The following is an 18,852-nucleotide window of genomic DNA, read 5'->3' on the forward strand; positions in this document are numbered from 1 at the left end:
TGAATTATTGGTTGTTTAATTGTAAAAGGTAGAGCCATGCTTTTTCTACTTCGTTGTTTCGCAGGTGCTGCTTGGCAAGGTCGTATATTGTTTCTTCGTCAGGCTTGCCGGCCAGTTGTTTGCGGTATTCTTCGCTTTGAGCAAAAGCTTTGACCTGTTCAGCAGGCGGCAAGGCTTCGTGCCGTGCCAGCTTGGCCAATTCGTTGGCAGTTAAGCGATCGGTTTCCAATAAAAAAGCCGGAAGTCCGTCGAATCCTATATTTTGTGTGCCACTGGGGTTGGGTACTTCAAACAGGGCATCGCCCGAAGCGCGCACATACCATAAGCCGCCCAAGCGCCCCACCAAATCAATTTTGTGCTGGTCTATTTTTCCGCCCTCATCCAAAATGTCTTCTTTGATGTGTACCATGACTACCTCACAAATGATAAGGTTGCCGGCGCCCCCTTCTTCGCCGGTAGTGATAATCTGTTTCACCTTGCACTCAAAAGCTACAGGCGACTCCCCTACACGGGGAGGCTTCACCTTCAGGGAAGGTACTTGTGTGAATCCGGCTTTAATAAATTCGTTGACGCCCTTGGGATACTCGGTGCTTGCCAGGGAGATTTGTTCTACCATGGCATAATTGACTACGTTGATTACCACTTCGCCCACTTCTTGAACATTTTCAAGTGTGTGTTTGGTGGTATTGTCACGCACCCGGCGTGCGGGCGAAAATATCAGGGTAGGCGGGTTGGAACCAAAAACATTGAAAAAGCTAAAAGGGCTTAGGTTTACATTGCCCCGGCTGTCGATGGTGCTGGCAAAGGCAATAGGACGCGGCGCCACTGCTCCCAGCAAATAGCCGTGCAGCTCCCGTGTGCTGATGTCTTTCGGGTCTATGGTTTTATACATAGAAAACAAAGGTTTGTTTGATAAAATACTTATTTATCTTTGTCAAAGATAAAAGAAATCACAGAACTATGGGATTTGCACCAATCATCATCTGGTCGATAGCTTTGGTGTTTTTCGTAGCTATGGTTGGGTATTATAGCTTGAAAAGAGCACAGGGCGAATATCAGCAGGCGATGGATGCCTGGAAGCAGCTGAAGGCAAAAAGCCGGCATCAGACCTTGGTAAAAGTGCTCGATGCGACACATTCCATTGAGCAAATGCAAGAGTCGGTAAAGCGCTTTTTTGATGAATCCGGCACAAGCGCTTTGGATGAAGAAATCAAGGCTTTGATTCTTGCCCGTAAGCAACTGCTTATAGCCGAGCGACGCTATCATTACTACCGGACCCACCACCCGTCAAAAGCCATTGCCAAGCTGTTAGGCGTGTAAACGGCCAACTATGTGCTCAATGATTTGTGCGTGGGAGCGCCCTTCCATGTCTATCCATTCGAACGCCGGATGCTGATGGCGGAACCACGTAAGCTGTCGTTTGGCATAGCGCCGGGTATTCCGCTTGATAAGCTCCACGGCAGTAGTGCGATCGTATTTTCCTTCCATGGCTTCAAATAACTCTTGGTAGCCCACGGTTTGCAAGGCAGTCAAATGGCGAAAAGGAAACAAAGCCTGTGCTTCTTCCCACAGCCCTTCTTGCATCATCATATCTACCCTTTGGTTGATGCGCTTGTAAAGGATGGGGCGGGGACGATGAAGCACAAAACCCACTATGCGGAAAGGACGCTTTGCAGCTGCCCGGCGTTTGAAGTAGGCGTAGGGGCGACCGGATGCCCGGCATACTTCCAGTGCACGTAATACACGCCTTGGGTTCTGCAGGTCTATCTCTGCGTAGCTTTCGGGGTCAAGAGCCAACAGCTCTTTCTGCAATGATTCTAAACCTTTTTGTTCAAGCTCTTGTTGCAATTGTTGCCGTATGCTCGGGGGAATTTCAGGGAAGTTGTCCAGTCCACTGCATACGGCTTTGATATACAAGCCGGAGCCGCCGGTAAGCAGCAGTGTGTCATAACGCTCGAATAAAGAAGACAGCAGCCGAAGTGCTTCGGCTTCGTACTTGCCGGCGCTGTAGTTGTCGTGGATGGAGTGCGAAGCTATGAAATGATGCACAACGCCGCCCATTTCCTCTTGTGTAGGGCGGGCAGTGCCTATGCGCATCTCGCGGTAGATTTGCCGGGCATCTGCCGATACAATTTCTGTTTGCAGCGCTTGGGCCAACTCCACGCACAGCGCCGTTTTTCCTACCGCCGTAGGACCGGTAACTACCACCAAAGTTTTAGACTTCAAGGAAAATTTGTTTTAATTTATCAAGCAAAAATAAACAATTACAGCTATGGCAGAACAATTGACCATTCCTTCAACCGGCACAAAAAAAGACATTTATGCTGCAGTGGTGCCACAAATTGAAGCCTTGATTGCTTCGGAATCTGACTTGGTTGCCAACTTGGCAAATATTGCAGCTGTTTTGAAGCAAGCGTTTGATTTCTTTTGGGTGGGCTTTTACCTGGTAAAAGACGGACAGTTGGTGTTAGGACCTTTCCAAGGTCCCTTGGCATGCACCCGCATTCCCTTCGACAAAGGCGTGTGCGGTGCCTGCTATCGCGAAAAACAAACACTCATAGTGCCCGACGTAGAAGCCTTCCCCGGCCACATTGCCTGCAGCTCGGAATCCCGTTCGGAAATAGTGGTGCCGGTGCTGCTCAATGGTGAGGTGCGCATGGTGATTGATGTGGACAGCAAGGCCCTCAATGACTTTGACGAGCAAGACAAAGAGGGACTCGAGCAAGTGGCGGCAGCCATTAGTCGTTGGCTGGCAAAATACGGTGACTAATGCCGTCTAATAAAGCAGACACGACAAAACTTATCGTACCATGAGTAAAAGCAATTTATTTTATCTGTTCTGTTTGTTTTTTCTTAGCGGCTATATAACTGCCATTGCCCAAAACGACAGCTTGCCCATTCCTAAGGTCCGGTGGGAGGTTTACGGCGACACCTATTTCGCCTATGATGCCAATGACCCGCCACAACAAAGCGTAGTGCACACATTGACGCATCCGGCTTATCACAACCAACTCTCCGTAAGTCTTGCCTACCTTAAGGCAAGCATAGCAGAAGAAAGCTGGCGTGCCACACTCGCCTTGGCTACCGGCACCTATATGGCTACCAATTACGCTTCTGAGCCCGATTGGGCACGCTATGTGCTGGAGGCCAATGCCGGCGTGCGTTTAGCCGGGCGTTGGTGGTTCGATGCCGGCGTTTTCTCTTCTTTTTTGGGCTTTGAGTCGCCTGTGTCCGCAGACAATGCCGTGTATAGCCGTTCCTTTATTGCCGAAGCCACCCCTTATTATGAGGCAGGGGTGCGCCTGACCTTCCTGCCTGCCGAACGCTGGCAAATCATTGCTTCTTTCCTGAATGGATGGCAGCGCATTGCCGATAACAACCGGGACAAGGCACTGAGTGCTCAAATACAATATTATCCTGCACAAGGGCTTACGCTGAGCTATGCTACTTTTTATGGTAACGAAGGCGTGAACGCTACTTCTCTTTGGTGGGTGCACAACCCCTTTGTGTACTATGAAAAGGACAGCTGGAGCCTGCTCGTAGAAGGGCTATTGGCGACCGCCCGCAGCAGTCAACAAAAAAACGAGGCATGGGCTGTAAATATCACGGGAAATTATTACCTTACAGAAAAGTGGAGTATCAATGCCCGTATCGAGCATTTTCAGGATGAAAATGAGATTTTTTATACTACGGCCACGCCCAACGGTTTTGTGAATACTTCATGGACTTTGGGAGCAGCCTATAGTCCCGTGAAACAGGTCAAGTGCCGTTTGGAGTGCCGTCCGTTTTATTCAAAAGATGAAATTTACTTGAAATCGAATACTACCACTTCTAACCAAAGCGTTTTAATATCAAGTGGAATTTCGTGGCGGTTTTGAAGAATAAAAAGTGGCTGACAGTTGGACTATTGGGCGGAACCTCTTTACTCGCCCTTTTCTATGTGTTGCATCTGCCCATGCAGGCGCATGAAGCCGGCACTAAGCGCTTGGTTATTTTTACCCTATGTAGCGAGCAGCTTTCAGATGAGGCGCTTCCCGAAGGGGACTATTACCGTTTGTATGAGCCCTTGCAGCCGGAAGAGGCTTCGCAAGGCGAAAAGCTGCTGAAAACACCCGGGCAATTGCGCCGGCTGGCACAGCATTACGAAGAACTCTATGTCTTGGGAGCCGGCTTGCCACCTGCTTTCTTGGCAGTGCTCGACAGCTTGCCCGTAAAAGTGCAATGGTTGCCGGCGCTTTGCGAGGGCGTACAGGCTGTGGAAGTGACGCCCAAGTACATGCTCGATAGCCTGCAGGTGTCTGTTACCTGGACAGGCAAGCCCGAGTTGAGTATTTTATTGCCCAATGGTAGCCAAACATCTATAAAAACCGCTGCTACTGCACAGCCCTTCAAAGAGCGCTTTTCCGTGGCTTTTTCGCCTTTGGCCTGGATGCCCATAGGCATTGTATATGAAAGTGATACGCTGTGGTGCAATCAACCGCAGTTGACACGGGGCAATGTTCGTACGCTGATTATTGAAGGTGCGCCACGGGCAGAAAGCAAGTTTCTGAAGTCATGGATAAAAAAGCAAGGCGGTGAGTATGCCTTGCGTTCCCATATGAGTGAGGGAGTTTATGCCGAAGAGTGGCATGCGAGTGAACCAATGTCTTTACAAAAAATTACGCCCGGGGTGCTGGCGCATTTTGACTGGCTTCTTATAGATGAAGCCGGTTGGCAGAGCCTGAGCAGTCAAGAGCAAGCTTGGGTGCTGTCAGAAGTGAAAAATAAGGGTTTGGGGGTGCTGTGGATATTTAGTGAAGGCAATACACGTTACCCGTCTTACCGGATGTTGCCTGCGCGTGTAAAGGAAGTGCGCGGTACGGTTCGCCTGGAAAACCACACTTTAGGGGAGTTGCCTCTTGGTGGGTGGCGCATTCGCACTGCGCGAGGGGTGCTCGTGCTTGCTGCCGATGAAAAAGGACAGGCATTGACCGTTTGCGAAAACTATGGGCGTGGTAAGCTGGCTATGACCACCATCGACAACACCTACAGTTGGTTTTTGGGTGGAAATATAGAGTCTTACCAACGCTATTGGTTGTTTGTAGCCGGTGCGCTGGCACGTCCTTATGCCCCCGAGGCTTTGTGGAAGCTCCCGGCAGTAGCCTTCGCCCGCCACCGGCTCGATTTCCGCCTTTACAGCAAGCAATCTGTGCGGGACGCTTATGTTTTGGAAGAAAATACCCGGCGCTACCCCTTGAACCTTACCCAGCAACTATCTGATACAACGGTTTGGCAGGGCGCGTGGTATCCGCCTCACGAAGGATTCTATCAATGGGTAGCCATTGCAGACAAAACCACGAAGGTAGCTCAAAGAGGTATGTGGATAAGTCGAATGCCCGCCTCTTGGATGGCTGCCGGGCGTTATGCTTATATGGAGCAGTGGTATCAACGGCAAGCCGGCCATCCGGCAAAAACAAAAGGAGCAGTAAAGAAAGCAGAAAATAAAAAAATGCCCGCTTGGGTGTGGGCATTCATTGCTTTGGGAGCTATGTCTGCTTTTTGGTTATGGGAGCGGCTTAGGACATGAGAAACTAAGCCGGTGATTTCGTACGTTGCTTGACGGGCGTCGAGTACCACCGATCTACCAGCAAATCCTCTGTTCTTCCACCCGGCGGCAGGTCTATGATAGGAAACCCCCCATTGCCGGGCAACCCTCCATCATCATCGCCATCAGAGGGGAAGTTGGGCTTGCCGATAGAGCGCACCATCACCCACGCTATCACAGAGAAGCAACACACGCACACAAGGAAATAAAGGGCAGCCATGTCATTAGCATCTAAATGTTACCTATGATAAAGGTACAAAATAAATTGTAAATAGTCAATAGCTGCGACAGAATTTATTTTTGACTGTTTGCTTCTGCTTCGAAGAATATTAAACGCTTGATCTTGTATTGCTTATCCAGAAACTTGCGGACTTTTTTCTGTAGCTTTTTTCGTTCGTCTTCTTCTTGCATATGGGCAAGCTTGCGAAGCAAGAGGTACTCAGGGCTTAGTACAATGCTTGCTTCTTCTTTTTCTATTTCGGTCAGTGTCTGATTCATAACCGTAAGGTCATGCCAATGCCCCAGTTGGCGTGCCAGCCTTTTTAAGTAAGAATAAAATTCCGGAAGAGGCTCACAAGTAGTCTCTACAATGTACATGCTTTCTTTGAGGTACTTACGCACTTTGTGCATGCTCTCCTCATCGTTATTCTTGAGCTTTTTGTAAGTCTTCTGTTTCAGTTGCTTGAGATGCATGCGCAGCAAGCGGGCAGTTTGTGCGTCGTCGCTGTAATAAAGCAGCAGCTTGACACGCTTTTTGGTCTCTGTCAGTGGCTTCAGGTCAAATTCATGCAGGCTGTCTTGTAGTTGGATGCGCGCTTTTTCCCGCTTCTTCTTCAGGTAATGATGATAAAACTCGAACCGGCTTTTCAGGTAATAAAACGACTTGATAAGCTCTTCTTGCACTTGTGTATCTCTGATAATACCTAAGACAGGGTACACCGGCCGGAAGAGCCCCTTTATTGATTGCTTATCTATCTTGTCGGGGCGGATAAAATGTGCCAGATGCAACAGGGCACGAAAGCGTTTCATGCCCACACGCACATCGTGAATGGCAGTGGTTTCAAGCTGCAGGGCAGCCTCCCAATGACTCACAATTTCATGATGGGCTTCATCTAAACAGGTACTTATTTTTGAATAAAAATACCGGCTACTCATGGCGTATATTGGGGGTTTGTCTTACTTTTTGTTGAAAAGTAAGCTCATCTAAAAACATAATCAGGCGGGTATAGTCACGTATAGACAGCCATGAAATATTATAAGGCATGCTTTTTAGCAGTTGAAAACCACGCTTGCGGTGTATTACCAACAGACGTTGCCAGCCGCCCTTTTGAAAACTGATTTCAAAACCGTTGAACTCTTCAAGGGGAATCGTGTTTTTCGTAAGCAGGCGCCGGCGCATCAACACCCACATCCACAGCATATTATAGCGAAAGGGTATATCTGTAATGCTTATGTTATTGCCTTCCACATGTAACTGAAAAAATGAAGGCTTGATATAAATTTCCAACAAGCGGAACAGAACGGTAGCCAGCAATACGCCGGTGAAAACATGTGGATAAAGAACCGGCGTAAAGAAATAGTGGACAATTAAGGCAATGCCGGCAGCGTAGCGACTCAATGATACCAAATCGCTGAATAGCAAATAACCGACGTAGCGCTTCCTGTTGTGTACGATAAACATAGCTTTTTCCGAACCACCATCTAAGTTAGCAAAAATATGGCAATCATTCTTTGCGCTTGAGGGTCAGCAGCAACAAAATGGTGGACAAGATGCCGGCAATGATCCAGCTGATAAGCGTCACGTAAGAAATGCCCCATAATTGGGGAATGTGTTGTCCGTAATCTGCACGCAGGCTAAGACCGGAGAAGATAAGCAGGGCAGCAATAAGGATCGTCAATGACAAGCGCCGGATAAGCGATTCCATTTCACTGAGTAGCTCCTCATATCCGGTGACTTGCATATTGAAGTGCAGCTTTCCTTGGCGCAGCTTGCCTAAAATGGTACGTACATCATCCGGCATTTGAGCAACCAGGTAACCGATTTGCAGGAATGTGTTGGCAAATTCGGCACGCATGTTTTCCCAAGAAAACTGTTCTGCCAGTAGTTTGGCACCATAGGGCTTGACAGCCTCGAGTGTGTCAAATGCCGGGTATATTTGCAGCCCAATGCCTTCAAGAATAGCCAGGGCACGCAGTATGAGGAATATATTGCCCGGTATTTGCAAGCTGTGCTTGTAGGCAATGCGTTGCAGACGCTCGGTGAAAAGCGTCATGCCTGCTTCCCCCGTATCGAGTATGACCAAGTCTTCGATAAGCTCTTCGAGGTCCTGCTCCAGCTCTTTGATATCTTCTATTTCGTGTTCTATTGCCAGTTGCTGCAGATTAAGCGCCATGCGTCGGGGGTCGCGCTGTGCCATGCCTATGAATACACCGGCAAAAGCAAAACGTTGAGCACGGCTTAGTTTACCTACCATACCGTAGTCAAGCAGGATAATATCCCCGTTGGGGCGCACCAATACGTTGCCGGGGTGGGGGTCTGCATGGAAGAAGCCATATTCAAAAATCTGCATGAGGTAAAGCTGAAGCCCACGTTGTGCCAGTATTTCGGGCGAGAGCCCCCAGGCGCGCAGCTGCTTGGTGTCGGTGATTTTGCAGCCGCTGACAAACTCCATCGTAAGCACCCGTTTGCTCGACAGCTCGCGGTAGGGCTTGGGAATATAGAGGCGGGGAACATGCTTGTATAGCTTCCGGAACTGCTCTATGTGACGAAGCTCATGTTGGTAGTCCAACTCACGTAGCAGGCTTTTTTCAAAAGTCTCTACTATCTCGTTGGGGTTCAGTATGCCAAGGTTTTTGAAGTAGTTCTCTGTGAGCTTCACCAGCTCTTTAATAAGCTGCAGGTCGGTGTGTATTTTGGTTTCTATGTCGGGGCGCTGCACCTTCACCACCACATCTTCACCGCTATGCAGGCGTGCGCGATGCACTTGCCCGATGGAAGCCGAGCCCAAAGGGATTTTATCAAAGAAAGCGAACAACTCATCCACAGGGCGCTGTAGTTCCTCTTCTATAATGCGCAGGGCTTCTTCATAAGGGAAAGGGGGCACACTGCTTTGCAGCTTTTCCAGCTCTTTGATAAGCGGGTCGGGCAGCAAGTCTGGGCGGTTGCTTGCTACTTGTGCCAGCTTTACAAAAGTGGGGCCCAGCTCTTCTACAACCATGCGTATGCGCTCCCAGGTAGTATAGGAGAACACGGGGCGTTCGCCTCGAAACCAGTCAGACTGCTGGCGTGCAGGAATCAATTTGCGCAGTGGCGTGGTAGTGACAAATTCCTCAAAGCCGTACTTCAGCAAGATGTTGATTACTTGCCGCAGCCTGTTGATATTGCGTATGGTTTGGAAGACGGTTGCCATGATGTTGTTCAGTGTGGTTTTTAAAAATAAGCATTTTTAAAAAAGAAGACCGATTGAATACCTTCAACCGGCCTTGCTTTCTATATGAAAGTCAAATCTTTACTTTTTGATTAAGCTTTGGCTTCTTCTGATTTTTTAGCCTTGCCGGCTTTGCTGCCTCCTTGAGCAGCTGCTTGCTCTGCCAAAGCTTTTTCCAGCTTTTCTACACGTTTGAGCACTTCGTTCAAGTCGTCTTCTGTTACGAACTTAAGCTTTTTGCTTACTTTTTCTACCAAGCTTTGCAGCTGAGTTTCAAACTCTTCGCGCTTGGTTTCGGTGTTCTTCAAGAACTCGTCTACGATTTTTTTGCCTTCGTCGGTAGAGAGTTTGCTTTCTTCTACCAGCTTATCTACCGTTTGCTTCAGCGTTTCAGCAGTGATGGAAACCAAACCTACGCTGGTGTAGATGAATTTTTTTACAACTTCTTGCATATCCATAATTATACTTTTTTAAGTGAAACTTTTATACAATACAAATATAACCATTGTTTTAATTCATTGCAAATGAAAATGTTAATTTTTTTATATCAAAATATAAATATTATCTATTTTATTGTACTTTTTTTATATTCTCTTGAACTTTAAACTTGGGGTTTACTTTAGCAGGCTATTTTTGAAGCACGCTTTGCACTTCATAGGGGGCAGAGAAACCCTGTGCCAACCCGCCCAGGTAGCTGCAGCTTTTTAGTGATTCCATACCTTGAAATGCCACCTTTTGTTTTTTATATCCGAAGGCATCTTCCAATGTTTGACGGGTTTTGATATCGCCCATACCCACTTCTATGTCTTCCATGGTCATTTGGCAGGGGTGCTCATAGCCGCAAGCGTGGGTAAGCTCCAAGAGCTCCTTCCGGAATACATTCATATAGTTTGCCAGACGATATGATTTGTTGGTAGGGTCCAAGCCTGACACCAACCACTTATTTTGTGTGGCAACTCCCACGGGGCAGTGGTTGTTATGACACTTTTGTGCCTGAATACAACCGATGGCCATCATGGCTTCGCGGGCTACGTTGATGATATCTACCCCCATGGCAAAAGCCATCATGGCACGTGCCGGAAGCCCCAGTTTGCCCGAGCCTATAAATACCACCCGGTCGGTAAGACCGCGCTCAAGAAAAATTTGATAAACGGCCGTAAAGGCAAAAATGAATGGCAGCGATACATGGTCGGCAAAGTGGGGGGGAGCAGCCCCGGTACCCCCTTCGCCGCCATCAATGGTGATGAAGTCGGGTCCGGTACCGCGCGCCATCATTAGGTCGGCAAGCTCTTCCCAGTATTCGAGTTTACCTACTGCCGCTTTGATGCCCACCGGCAGCCCCGTGTTCTCTGCAATGGACTCCACAAAGTCCAGCAGCTCGGGTACATTGCGGAAGGCGGTGTGTGCCGAAGGTGAAAGTGCCGGTGTGTAGGGCTCAATGCCCCGTATCCGTGCAATTTCGGGCGTCACCTTCTTGGCAGGCAAGATGCCGCCCTTGCCCGGTTTGGCACCTTGCGATAGCTTGATTTCTATGGCACGAACAAAGGGATGTTGCTGCACCAAGTCCACCAGCTTGCTCATCGAAAAACGTCCTTGGGCATCTCTTACGCCAAAGTAACCGGTTCCAAAATGAAAAATCACGTCGGCGCCGTGGCAGTGATAAGGCGAGAGCCCGCCTTCGCCTGTATTGTGCCAGCAACCACACATCTTGGCGCCTTTATTCAAGGCTATTACTGCATTCTTTGATAAAGAGCCATAGCTCATTGCCGATATATTGATGATAGAGTAAGGACGCCAGGGGCGCTTTCGTCCATTGGCCAGCCCCATCACCTTGGCAGAGGGCAGAAAGTAGGGGTCGGTCGTATTGGGGTGCCCTTCCGGTGGCACATAAGGAAACAAGGATGGGTTTATGAACACATGACCTTGTGCATACACATCGGCATCGGTGCCGAATCCTTGGTAGTTGTTTTGTTTTTTGGCAGAGGCATAAATCCAGGAACGTTCGGCACGGTTAAAAGGGCGTTCTTCACGGTTGTGTGCCACAATATATTGCCGTAGTTCCGGACCAATGGACTCAAGCAGATAACGTAGCCTGCCTACTACCGGAAAGTTGTGCTTGATGGTGTGCTTTTTATTGAAAAAGATGTCTTTGACTGCCATATAAAGCAGGACAATGGGCACCAAGAACCACAAAAAGTGCAGGCTGAGTTCTTCCCAGCGTATAATGCTTTCCACAAATGATTGAATATTTTTCCACATAGTATCCCTTTTTAGAGCTTAGTTACGATAGAAAGGAATTTACTAAATTTCAGGAGATAGACAGGGGCATTTAAAGAAAAAGGTATGGAAAAAATTCACTGGAAAGAAGAAAACAATGCCTTGCACGCCGAGTTGCAGTTCGCTGATTTCAAACAGGCATTCGCTTTTATGGTGCAGGTAGCCTTGCTTGCCGAGCAGCTGAATCACCACCCCGATTGGCGCAATGTGTATAACCGTCTGGAAATAAAACTAAGCACACACGATGCCGGCAATGTAATTACCGAACAAGACCGCCGGATGGCAGAGGCCATTAGTCATTTATATGCTCAATGGGGCAAAAAATAAAGGGCAGGAGCATGCCGTTGCATGCGCTTGGCAAAGGTGAGGGCTTCTTCATAACTGTGTCCTTGAAATTCGGCACTTTCCAAATGCAAAAGCGGAAAGCCCAAGAAAGGATGCGGAAGCACCCATATTGCTTGCTTACGCAGTTTTTGAAGTTGGGCTTCCGGATAAAAAAGCAGGGCTGCATCGCTTACTAAAAGGGGGCGGTATGCAAGCGCTTGATGAAAGTGCACATGCAGGCGAACATCAGGGGGCAGGTGCAAAGCCGTAGCCAAAGCAAGCACACTGTGTATTTCGCCTTTGCCTTTGGTGTAGCTTACAAGCCGTTGAGCTGCTTCTTTATAAGGTGCATGGAAGGTAGCATAAGGCAACAAACGTTGTGTGGAAACCCAGCAAGCCCATCCCACGCCCAAGCTCATCAACAGGCTTTGCAGGAGCACACGAGAGGCAAGCATGTGTGTCATCAATTGCACCAAAGCCACATAAGCAATGAACACACTCAACAAAATGCCGCGGGGAGCCTTGGGCAAAAAGCTCATCAGCAGCAATAGCCATAAGGCAAGAAAGTAAAGTATTGACTCTTGTCTTTGAGAGGGTATGTCTTTCAGGTGTAGCCACCAAAACAAAAGCAGCAGCACCCCTGCCAACGCCAATGGCTCATATTGCAAAAGATATTTGAAGTGAAAAAGTATGTCCAAAGAGCTTGCCTGCCGGAGATAATCTTTTCGGAAAAACAATGCCACCCAAGCAGCCGGATAACGCCACCAGGGAATTCCTTGCAAAGCACCTGTAAACATTAGCAAGAAAGGCACCCACAGCATGTGAACGCCTTGGCGCAGATAGCGTATCAGATGACCGTGATGGCGGCCGGTCATAAGCCAGTAACCGTCGTGTAGCCATAAGCCGGTAAGCCAAAAGATGGACTTATACTCGAGCGTCAGGCAAATGCCCCACCAAAGCGCTTCGGCAAGCGTAGGCAACAGCCGGTTTGAGCGATTCTTATAAAGCCGCCACCACACAGTAAATCCCAGCAGAAAGAAGGCGGTTGTTTGTATGCCCCCATTGTGATAAAACAGCAGTGGGGTAAATTGCAATAAGACAAACAAGCTGAGGCGCTGCCACCAGCTACAAGCTACTTGAAAGCACCAATAAACGCTAATGAGCGCATAGAGCCCGGCGGTGAGTACTATCCACGCCTCTATGGATGCAAACAAGCGCCAAACAGCAGCCAAAATCAGCTGATACAGAGGGGCTAAGTGATGGAACAGCTCGTTAAAGTGCCCTGTTGCCAGCTGCTGGGCATTCCACGCATAGCGATGGGCGTCGTAGTCGGGCAGGTGAAAGCCGGGTGCGTAGTAAAGGTGTAGTATGACCATGCCGGCTATTGCCAGGCAGCTTATGCCGGCATTCATCAGGCTTGTTTTAAGATTGTTCATAATGTTGCACCAATTGTTGCAAAGCTTTCAAGCGTGCCTGATGACGCTGCTTTTCTTCCAGTACAACCGCAGGTGCCGCACGTTCCTTGCAATCGGGAGCGCTGCAACGTTCGCAGGTTTCACCCACTTTCCGGCCGCTCAGCTGTGCATTTTCAAGAAAGCGAAGCTTTTGTTTTGTGTTATCGTTAAGCAAAATGCCTATGGACACACTGCTTAAAGTAGCCGGTGTGGGGTACATGGAGCGCGCCATGGTGAGCACCCAATAGCGGTTGGGGCTGTCTATGTATTCCGATATTTGGGCATCGCAAAGGTAGCCTTCGTGCCGTTGGTTTTGCATGGACTGCAGCACCTGCAGCGATACCCAGCGCCGGCAGTAATGTTCATGCAAGGCAGTAGCATGAGGGTTGTGCAATTGCCCCAAGTGCATTTCTTTGGTTAAGCGCACTTTTTGGGAGGCGGTGTCCATACTAAAACGCAAGAAAAACAGCTCTTGCAGCCCCAAAAAATGAGGCAAAAGATTGGTGAAACGATGCAGCAATGTTTCGGGTGTTACCACATAGCGCTCGAGCAGTGCCAGCCAAGCCGAGGGTTGCCATCCGGGCATGTTCAGGAGCGACTCTATTTGAGGAAGCAAACTTGCCACAGGCAGCAGCAAAGCACCGGCAAAATAAGAGGCTTTGAAGTTGTTTAAAACTTCTTCAAAAGAACTGATGGTAACCCATGAAAAAGTATAGGGGCGTGGCGAAAGAGACAAGTGGGCAAAGCCCAGCTCACGTGCCAATACGAAGCGTCTTTGGGCTTCTGACAAACGACGGTTTATTACCAACAGGCGTTTCTTAGGAATAAAAACAGAACGCAAGGCATACAACGCTTCTTGTTGGAAATTTTCATAAATGACCTGAATCCCCATGTGTTCGCGCAAAACGCCGGCAAGGGTATGACTGTCCGTCTCTTGCGAGGGCAGGTATTGTTGGCGAAAGTGGGTCGCTGCTTCTTCCAGGTCTTCAAAGTAGTTGTTGTGCATTTCTTGGTAGGAACGCAGCACAGAAAAGAAAAACTGCTCTACCTGCATGTCATAGTTCCGGCTGATTTCGATCAGGGTGCTTACAAAAGCGCTGAGCTTGGCCGGTGCATCGGCCAGCAGCTCAATAAGTTTGGCTTTGTCTATGCCCAATACTTCTAAAGGAAGCTCCTGCAACAAATTGGACTGCAGAAGCTCGGTCAGTGGGGCCAACTTGGGGTGCAGCTGAAGCGACACCAGCCAGTCGTAGCTTACTTCGAGGGCTTCTGCCAGGGCAGCAATTTTATCGGCTTTGGGGTATTTTTTACCTTTTTCTATTTCGTTCAAATAAGACACCGAAATGCCGGTGCGCTGCGAAAGTGTCTGCAACGACAAGCCTTTTTCCTGGCGCAATTGTCGAAGCTTAAGACCAAAGGTTAACCGGATGTTTTGTTCGTGCAGTGCCATGTCTGTGTTTTATTCGGCTTTTGTGCTGTTTTACCGCTTTTTATTGCGAAGGCAGCGGCATGCCCGCTTGCCTTTTACATAGGTTTGATTGCACAAAATAAAGAAGTTTTTGCGAAAAAATAAATTTAGCGAAAATTCGCTTGTTTTTTATTTTTCGCTTTTTTACATTTGAATCATACAACACAAACTATCAATTAAAAACATTGAGCCATGTCCACACCTGTTACCACCGAAGGCATTCGTATCACAGCCCCCTTGCATGAACGCTATGAAGAGATATTGAGTCCGGAAGCCCTGCGCTTTGTGGCTCACCTGCACCGCACCTTCAATGCCAAGCGCAAAGCACTTCTGGCAGAGCGGGAGGCGCGTTTCCAAGCCATCAGTGAAGGGCAGCCCCTTACTTTTCCAAAAGAAACAGAAGAAATAAGGGGCGGCGATTGGCAGGTAGCGCCCATACCGCAGGACCTGCAGGACCGCCGGGTAGAGATTACCGGTCCGGTTGACCGCAAAATGATTATCAATGCGCTCAACTCGGGGGCTAAAGTATTCATGGCGGATTTTGAAGACGCCAATTCGCCCACGTGGACCAACTGCGTCGAGGGGCAAATCAATCTGTATGATGCCATCCGGCGCCAAATAGACTTTACTGCCCCCAATGGCAAACAATACAGCCTTAAAGAAAAAGTGGCGGTGTTGAAAGTGCGCCCCCGCGGCTGGCATCTACCCGAAAAGCATGTACTCATTGACGGCGAGCCTGTCTCGGCTTCCTTATTTGATTTTGGCTTGTATTTCTTCCATAATGCCAAAGAGCTGTTGGCTCGCGGTTCCGGTCCCTATTTCTATCTGCCCAAATTGGAAAGCTATCAAGAAGCTGCCCTGTGGAACGAGGTTTTTGTGGAGGCACAACAATACCTTGGCATTCCCGTGGGCACCATCAAAGCCACCGTGCTGATAGAGACCATCACGGCGGCTTTTGAAATGGAAGAAATCATTTATGCCCTGCGCGACCACATGGCAGGCTTGAATGCCGGACGTTGGGACTACATCTTCAGTGCCATCAAGAAATTCAGAAACCGGCCGGAGGTGCTCTTCCCCGACCGCGCCCAAGTAACCATGACCGTGCCTTTTATGCGCGCCTATGCCATGCGTGTGGTGCAGGCTTGCCATTTGCATGGTGCCCATGCCATTGGCGGCATGTCGGCTTTTATTCCCAGCCGCAAAGATGAGGAAGTGAATCGCCGCGCCTTCGATAAAGTGTATCAAGACAAGGCGTTGGAAGCACATACCGGCTACGATGGCACTTGGGTAGCGCATCCCGACTTGGTGCCTGTGGCATTACAGGCTTTCAAAGAGGTGCTTGGCGACAGCGTGCATCAAAAAGACGAAAAGCGTTCGGCGGCTTATGTCATTACCCCCAACGACCTGACCAACTTCCATGTAGAAGGTGGAAAAATTACCGAACAGGGCGTGCGCACCAATATCAATGTGGGGATTCTCTACATTGAGTCCTGGTTGCAAGGCGTGGGGGCGGCTGCACTTTATAATTTAATGGAAGATGCGGCGACTGCCGAAATATCGCGCGCCCAGCTGTGGCAATGGTTGCACAATCCGCGTGCCATATGGGACGACGGGCGCCGCCTCACCCCCGAGCTTTACGGGCGTCTGAAAGCCGAAGAAGTAGAAAAGATAAAACAGCTGCTGGGCGCCGACCGTGTGGCAACAGGCAAGTTGCAACAGGCAATAGAGCTTTTCGACCGTTTGGTGCTGGAAAAAGACTTTATCGACTTTCTGACCCTGCCGGCTTATGAACTTTTGGACTAAGTCTCTTGAATCTGAACCCCTAAGAAACCCCTTATAAAAACCTTAAAAACACGAACCCCTATGAACAAGCAAGAAAGAATCGCTCAATTGGTCAACGAATGGAACACCAATCCGCGTTGGAAAGGCATTGAACGCCCTTATACTGCCGAAAAGGTGGTGTCTTTGAGTGGCAGTGTGCAAATAGAGTACACCTTGGCAAAGCGTGGTGCCGAAAAGTTGTGGAAACTGCTGCACACCGAGCCTTTTGTGGCCGGTTTGGGGGCGCTGACCGGCAACCAGGCGGTGCAGGAAGCACAAGCCGGCTTGAATGCCATTTACGTGAGTGGGTGGCAGGTGGCTGCCGATGCCAACCTGGCCGGTGAAATGTATCCGGACCAAAGCCTGTATCCTGTCAACAGTGTGCCCATGTTGGTAAAACGCATCAACAATGCTTTTATGCGGGCAGACCAACTGCAGACACTTTCGGGCGAAGGTAATATTGATTACTTCTTGCCCATTGTGGCAGATGCAGAAGCAGGCTTTGGTGGCAACCTGAATGCCTTTGAGCTGATGAAAATGATGATTGAGGCAGGCGCGGCCGGTGTGCATTTCGAAGACCAACTGTCGTCGGCAAAAAAATGCGGTCATTTGGGCGGCAAAGTGTTGGTGCCTACCCAAGAAGCCATACAAAAGTTGGTGGCGGCACGTTTGGCTGCCGACATCTGCGGGGTGCCCACTGTCTTGATTGCACGCACCGATGCCGATGCCGCCAATTTGATTACCAGCGACATTGACCCGCGCGACCGGCCTTTCATTACCGGCAAACGCAGTGCAGAAGGCTTCTATTATGTGAAAAACGGAATAGAACAAGCCATTGCCCGCGGTTTGGCATATGCCCCCTATGCCGATTTGTTGTGGATGGAGACTTCGCATCCGGACTTGGGCGAAGCTCGTGAATTTGCACAAGCCATCCATGAAAAATATCCGGGCAAGCTCTTGGCTTACAACTGCTCGCCTTCGTTCAATTGGGCAGCGAAGTTGTCTGAGTCGGAGATGGCTACTTTCCGTGAAAAGTTAGCCGAAATGGGCTATAAGTTCCAGTTCATCACTTTGGCAGGTTTCCATGCTTTAAATACGGCCATGTTTGAATTGGCAATGGCTTACAAGCAGCACGGCATGTTGGGCTACTCACAGCTGCAGCAACGCGAATTTGCTTTGCAGGAAAAAGGCTTCAAGGCAGTGAAACACCAAAGCTTTGTGGGAGTACCTTATTTCGATGCCGTTCAAGAAACAGTCACCGGGGGCCTGGCTTCCACACTCGCCTTCAAAGGCTCTACCGAAGAAGAGCAGTTTTAAGCTTTGTTTTCAACAGTTTTTAAAATCCATATAACGAAAGATAGGTTTTAAAAAGGCAGTCCTTACTGAGGGCTGTCTTTTTGCTTGTTTTGGGGGCAATTGTTTGGGAAAAGCCATGTTTACGAATGGTTTCGAAAATCTCATGGGGCATGCACGATAAGAAAAGCCTTACTTTTGTGTTTACATTGGTAGCGCTTACAAAGGAAAAAACTATGCACCGGGACGGACTGAAAGAGCGGCATACTGCCATCGTCAAACAGATAGCCGCAGACTTGGGCTTTGACTTTTGCGGCATATCGGAGGCTACTTTTTTGGAAGAAGAAGCCCCCCGCCTGGAAGCATGGCTCAAAAAGGGCTATCATGGGCAAATGCGCTACATGGAAAATCATTTCGACAAGCGCCTTGATCCGCGCAAGTTGGTAGAAGGCGCACGTTCGGTGGTTTCTTTGCTTTACAACTACTATCCGCCCGAAACCTTGCCCGAAGAAGACAATTTTAAGATTTCGAAATATGCCTACGGCAGAGATTACCACAAGGTGATTAAAAAGAAACTGAAGCATTTTATGCAACGTCTGCAAGCCGAAGTGGGGGAGGTGCACGGGCGTGCTTTTGTAGATTCAGCCCCGGTGATGGATAAAGTGTGGGCAAAACGTAGCGGCTTGGGTTGGATAGGCAAGCATTCCAATCTCATCAACCGTAAGATGGGCAGCTTTTTCTTTATTGCAGAGCTGATTATTGACCTTGAATTGGTGCCCGATGGTCCCATAAAAGACTACTGCGGCACTTGTACACGCTGCATGGAGGCATGCCCTACCGATGCCATCGTGGCGCCCTATGTGGTGGATGGCAGCCGTTGCATTTCGTATTTGACCATTGAGCTGAAAGAGCAGCTGCCGGCTGCCTTCAAGGATAAAATGGAGGGATGGGTGTTCGGTTGTGATGTGTGTCAAGATGTATGTCCGTGGAACCGTTTTGCGCGCCCACACCACGAACCGGACTTTTTGCCTTCGGAACAGCTCAAACAGATGCGCCGCGGCGATTGGATGGAACTGACCGAAGAAGTATTTGAGACACTGTTCCGGGGCAGCGCGGTGAAGCGTACTGCCTATGAAGGCTTGAAACGCAACATCCGGTTTGTAGCAGGTGAAAAAAAAAGAGCCGCCACCGGCAGGTGAAGGC

The 18,852-nt window shown here is 49.0% G+C and carries 18 protein-coding genes; 8 read left to right on the top strand and 10 right to left on the bottom strand.

Going from position 1 to position 18,852, the window contains the following annotated elements:
• Nucleotides 1-4 precede the first annotated feature (4 nt).
• Nucleotides 5-892: a flavin reductase family protein gene (locus K384_RS00960; RefSeq protein ID WP_038028496.1), complete on the bottom strand. Its 888-nt coding sequence runs from the start codon at nt 890-892 to the stop codon at nt 5-7.
• 68 nt (nt 893-960) lie between these two features.
• Between K384_RS00960 and K384_RS00965 the strand changes: the two genes are divergently transcribed.
• Nucleotides 961-1,320, top strand: coding sequence for a hypothetical protein (locus tag K384_RS00965; protein WP_038028497.1), 360 nt, complete (start codon nt 961-963; stop codon nt 1,318-1,320).
• On the opposite strand, the gene miaA is transcribed toward K384_RS00965, so the two are convergent.
• Complete coding sequence (miaA, locus tag K384_RS00970; protein ID WP_038028500.1) at nt 1,309-2,226, bottom strand: tRNA (adenosine(37)-N6)-dimethylallyltransferase MiaA; 918 nt, start codon at nt 2,224-2,226, stop codon at nt 1,309-1,311. The two genes, K384_RS00965 and miaA, sit on opposite strands and share 12 nt — an antisense overlap.
• Nucleotides 2,227-2,272: 46 nt before the next feature.
• Between miaA and K384_RS00975 the strand changes: the two genes are divergently transcribed.
• From K384_RS00975 to K384_RS00985, 3 genes are read left to right on the top strand one after another with little or no spacing between them, the layout of a single operon-like run.
• On the top strand, nt 2,273-2,770 hold the full coding sequence (locus K384_RS00975) for a GAF domain-containing protein (RefSeq protein ID WP_038028503.1): 498 nt from the start codon (nt 2,273-2,275) through the stop codon (nt 2,768-2,770).
• A 40-nt stretch (nt 2,771-2,810) separates the two neighbouring features.
• Complete coding sequence (locus K384_RS00980; protein WP_038028506.1) at nt 2,811-3,878, top strand: outer membrane beta-barrel protein; 1,068 nt, start codon at nt 2,811-2,813, stop codon at nt 3,876-3,878.
• The gene (locus tag K384_RS00985) at nt 3,866-5,566 is read left to right on the top strand and encodes a hypothetical protein (RefSeq protein WP_157629995.1); all 1,701 of its coding nucleotides are present in this window, start codon (nt 3,866-3,868) and stop codon (nt 5,564-5,566) included. Before K384_RS00980 ends, K384_RS00985 begins: the two co-directional genes overlap by 13 nt.
• Nucleotides 5,567-5,570: 4 nt before the next feature.
• Here the strand turns inward: K384_RS00985 and K384_RS13695 are convergent, their stop codons facing one another.
• The 6 genes from K384_RS13695 to K384_RS01010 form a co-directional block, all read right to left on the bottom strand.
• Entirely contained in the window at nt 5,571-5,804 is a 234-nt protein-coding gene (locus K384_RS13695) for a hypothetical protein (RefSeq protein WP_157629996.1), read from the bottom strand.
• A gap of 74 nt (nt 5,805-5,878) precedes the next feature.
• Nucleotides 5,879-6,739 carry a CHAD domain-containing protein gene (locus K384_RS00990; protein ID WP_038028511.1) on the bottom strand — a complete coding sequence of 287 codons (861 nt, stop codon included), beginning with the start codon at nt 6,737-6,739 and terminating at the stop codon, nt 5,879-5,881.
• Nucleotides 6,732-7,265, bottom strand: a complete 534-nt coding sequence (locus tag K384_RS00995; RefSeq protein WP_038028512.1) for a hypothetical protein — start codon at nt 7,263-7,265, stop codon at nt 6,732-6,734. The genes K384_RS00990 and K384_RS00995 overlap by 8 nt, the downstream gene beginning before the upstream one ends.
• Before the next feature lie 43 nt (nt 7,266-7,308).
• Nucleotides 7,309-8,994, bottom strand: a complete 1,686-nt coding sequence (locus tag K384_RS01000; protein WP_038028514.1) for an ABC1 kinase family protein — start codon at nt 8,992-8,994, stop codon at nt 7,309-7,311.
• Between the two features lie 110 nt (nt 8,995-9,104).
• Complete coding sequence (locus K384_RS01005) at nt 9,105-9,470, bottom strand: phasin family protein (RefSeq protein WP_051632990.1); 366 nt, start codon at nt 9,468-9,470, stop codon at nt 9,105-9,107.
• Between the two features lie 169 nt (nt 9,471-9,639).
• Complete coding sequence (locus tag K384_RS01010; protein ID WP_051632991.1) at nt 9,640-11,271, bottom strand: FMN-binding glutamate synthase family protein; 1,632 nt, start codon at nt 11,269-11,271, stop codon at nt 9,640-9,642.
• A gap of 84 nt (nt 11,272-11,355) precedes the next feature.
• Between K384_RS01010 and K384_RS01015 the strand changes: the two genes are divergently transcribed.
• The gene (locus tag K384_RS01015) at nt 11,356-11,616 is read left to right on the top strand and encodes a 4a-hydroxytetrahydrobiopterin dehydratase (protein WP_038028516.1); all 261 of its coding nucleotides are present in this window, start codon (nt 11,356-11,358) and stop codon (nt 11,614-11,616) included.
• Here the strand turns inward: K384_RS01015 and K384_RS01020 are convergent.
• Both K384_RS01020 and K384_RS01025 read right to left on the bottom strand, forming a co-directional pair.
• Nucleotides 11,598-13,049, bottom strand: coding sequence for a hypothetical protein (locus K384_RS01020; protein WP_157629997.1), 1,452 nt, complete (start codon nt 13,047-13,049; stop codon nt 11,598-11,600). The genes K384_RS01015 and K384_RS01020 overlap by 19 nt on opposite strands.
• A complete protein-coding gene (locus tag K384_RS01025; RefSeq protein ID WP_038028519.1) occupies nt 13,036-14,517 on the bottom strand; it encodes a helix-turn-helix domain-containing protein in 1,482 nt (493 codons plus the stop codon). The genes K384_RS01020 and K384_RS01025 overlap by 14 nt, the downstream gene beginning before the upstream one ends.
• 210 nt (nt 14,518-14,727) lie before the next feature.
• On the opposite strand from K384_RS01025, the gene aceB reads away from it, so the two are divergent.
• The 3 genes from aceB to queG all read left to right on the top strand — a co-directional run bounded on the left by aceB (nt 14,728) and on the right by queG (nt 18,848).
• Nucleotides 14,728-16,338, top strand: a complete 1,611-nt coding sequence (gene aceB, locus K384_RS01030; protein ID WP_084147073.1) for a malate synthase A — start codon at nt 14,728-14,730, stop codon at nt 16,336-16,338.
• 60 nt (nt 16,339-16,398) lie between these two features.
• The gene (aceA, locus tag K384_RS01035; protein WP_038028520.1) at nt 16,399-17,673 is read left to right on the top strand and encodes an isocitrate lyase; all 1,275 of its coding nucleotides are present in this window, start codon (nt 16,399-16,401) and stop codon (nt 17,671-17,673) included.
• A 212-nt stretch (nt 17,674-17,885) separates the two neighbouring features.
• Nucleotides 17,886-18,848, top strand: coding sequence for a tRNA epoxyqueuosine(34) reductase QueG (gene queG / locus K384_RS01040; protein ID WP_038028971.1), 963 nt, complete (start codon nt 17,886-17,888; stop codon nt 18,846-18,848).
• The last annotated feature ends 4 nt before the right edge of the window (nt 18,849-18,852 follow it).

Origin of the sequence: Thermonema rossianum DSM 10300, from assembly GCF_000426825.1 — a bacterium.
In the GTDB taxonomy this organism is placed as follows: domain Bacteria; phylum Bacteroidota; class Bacteroidia; order Cytophagales; family Thermonemataceae; genus Thermonema; species Thermonema rossianum.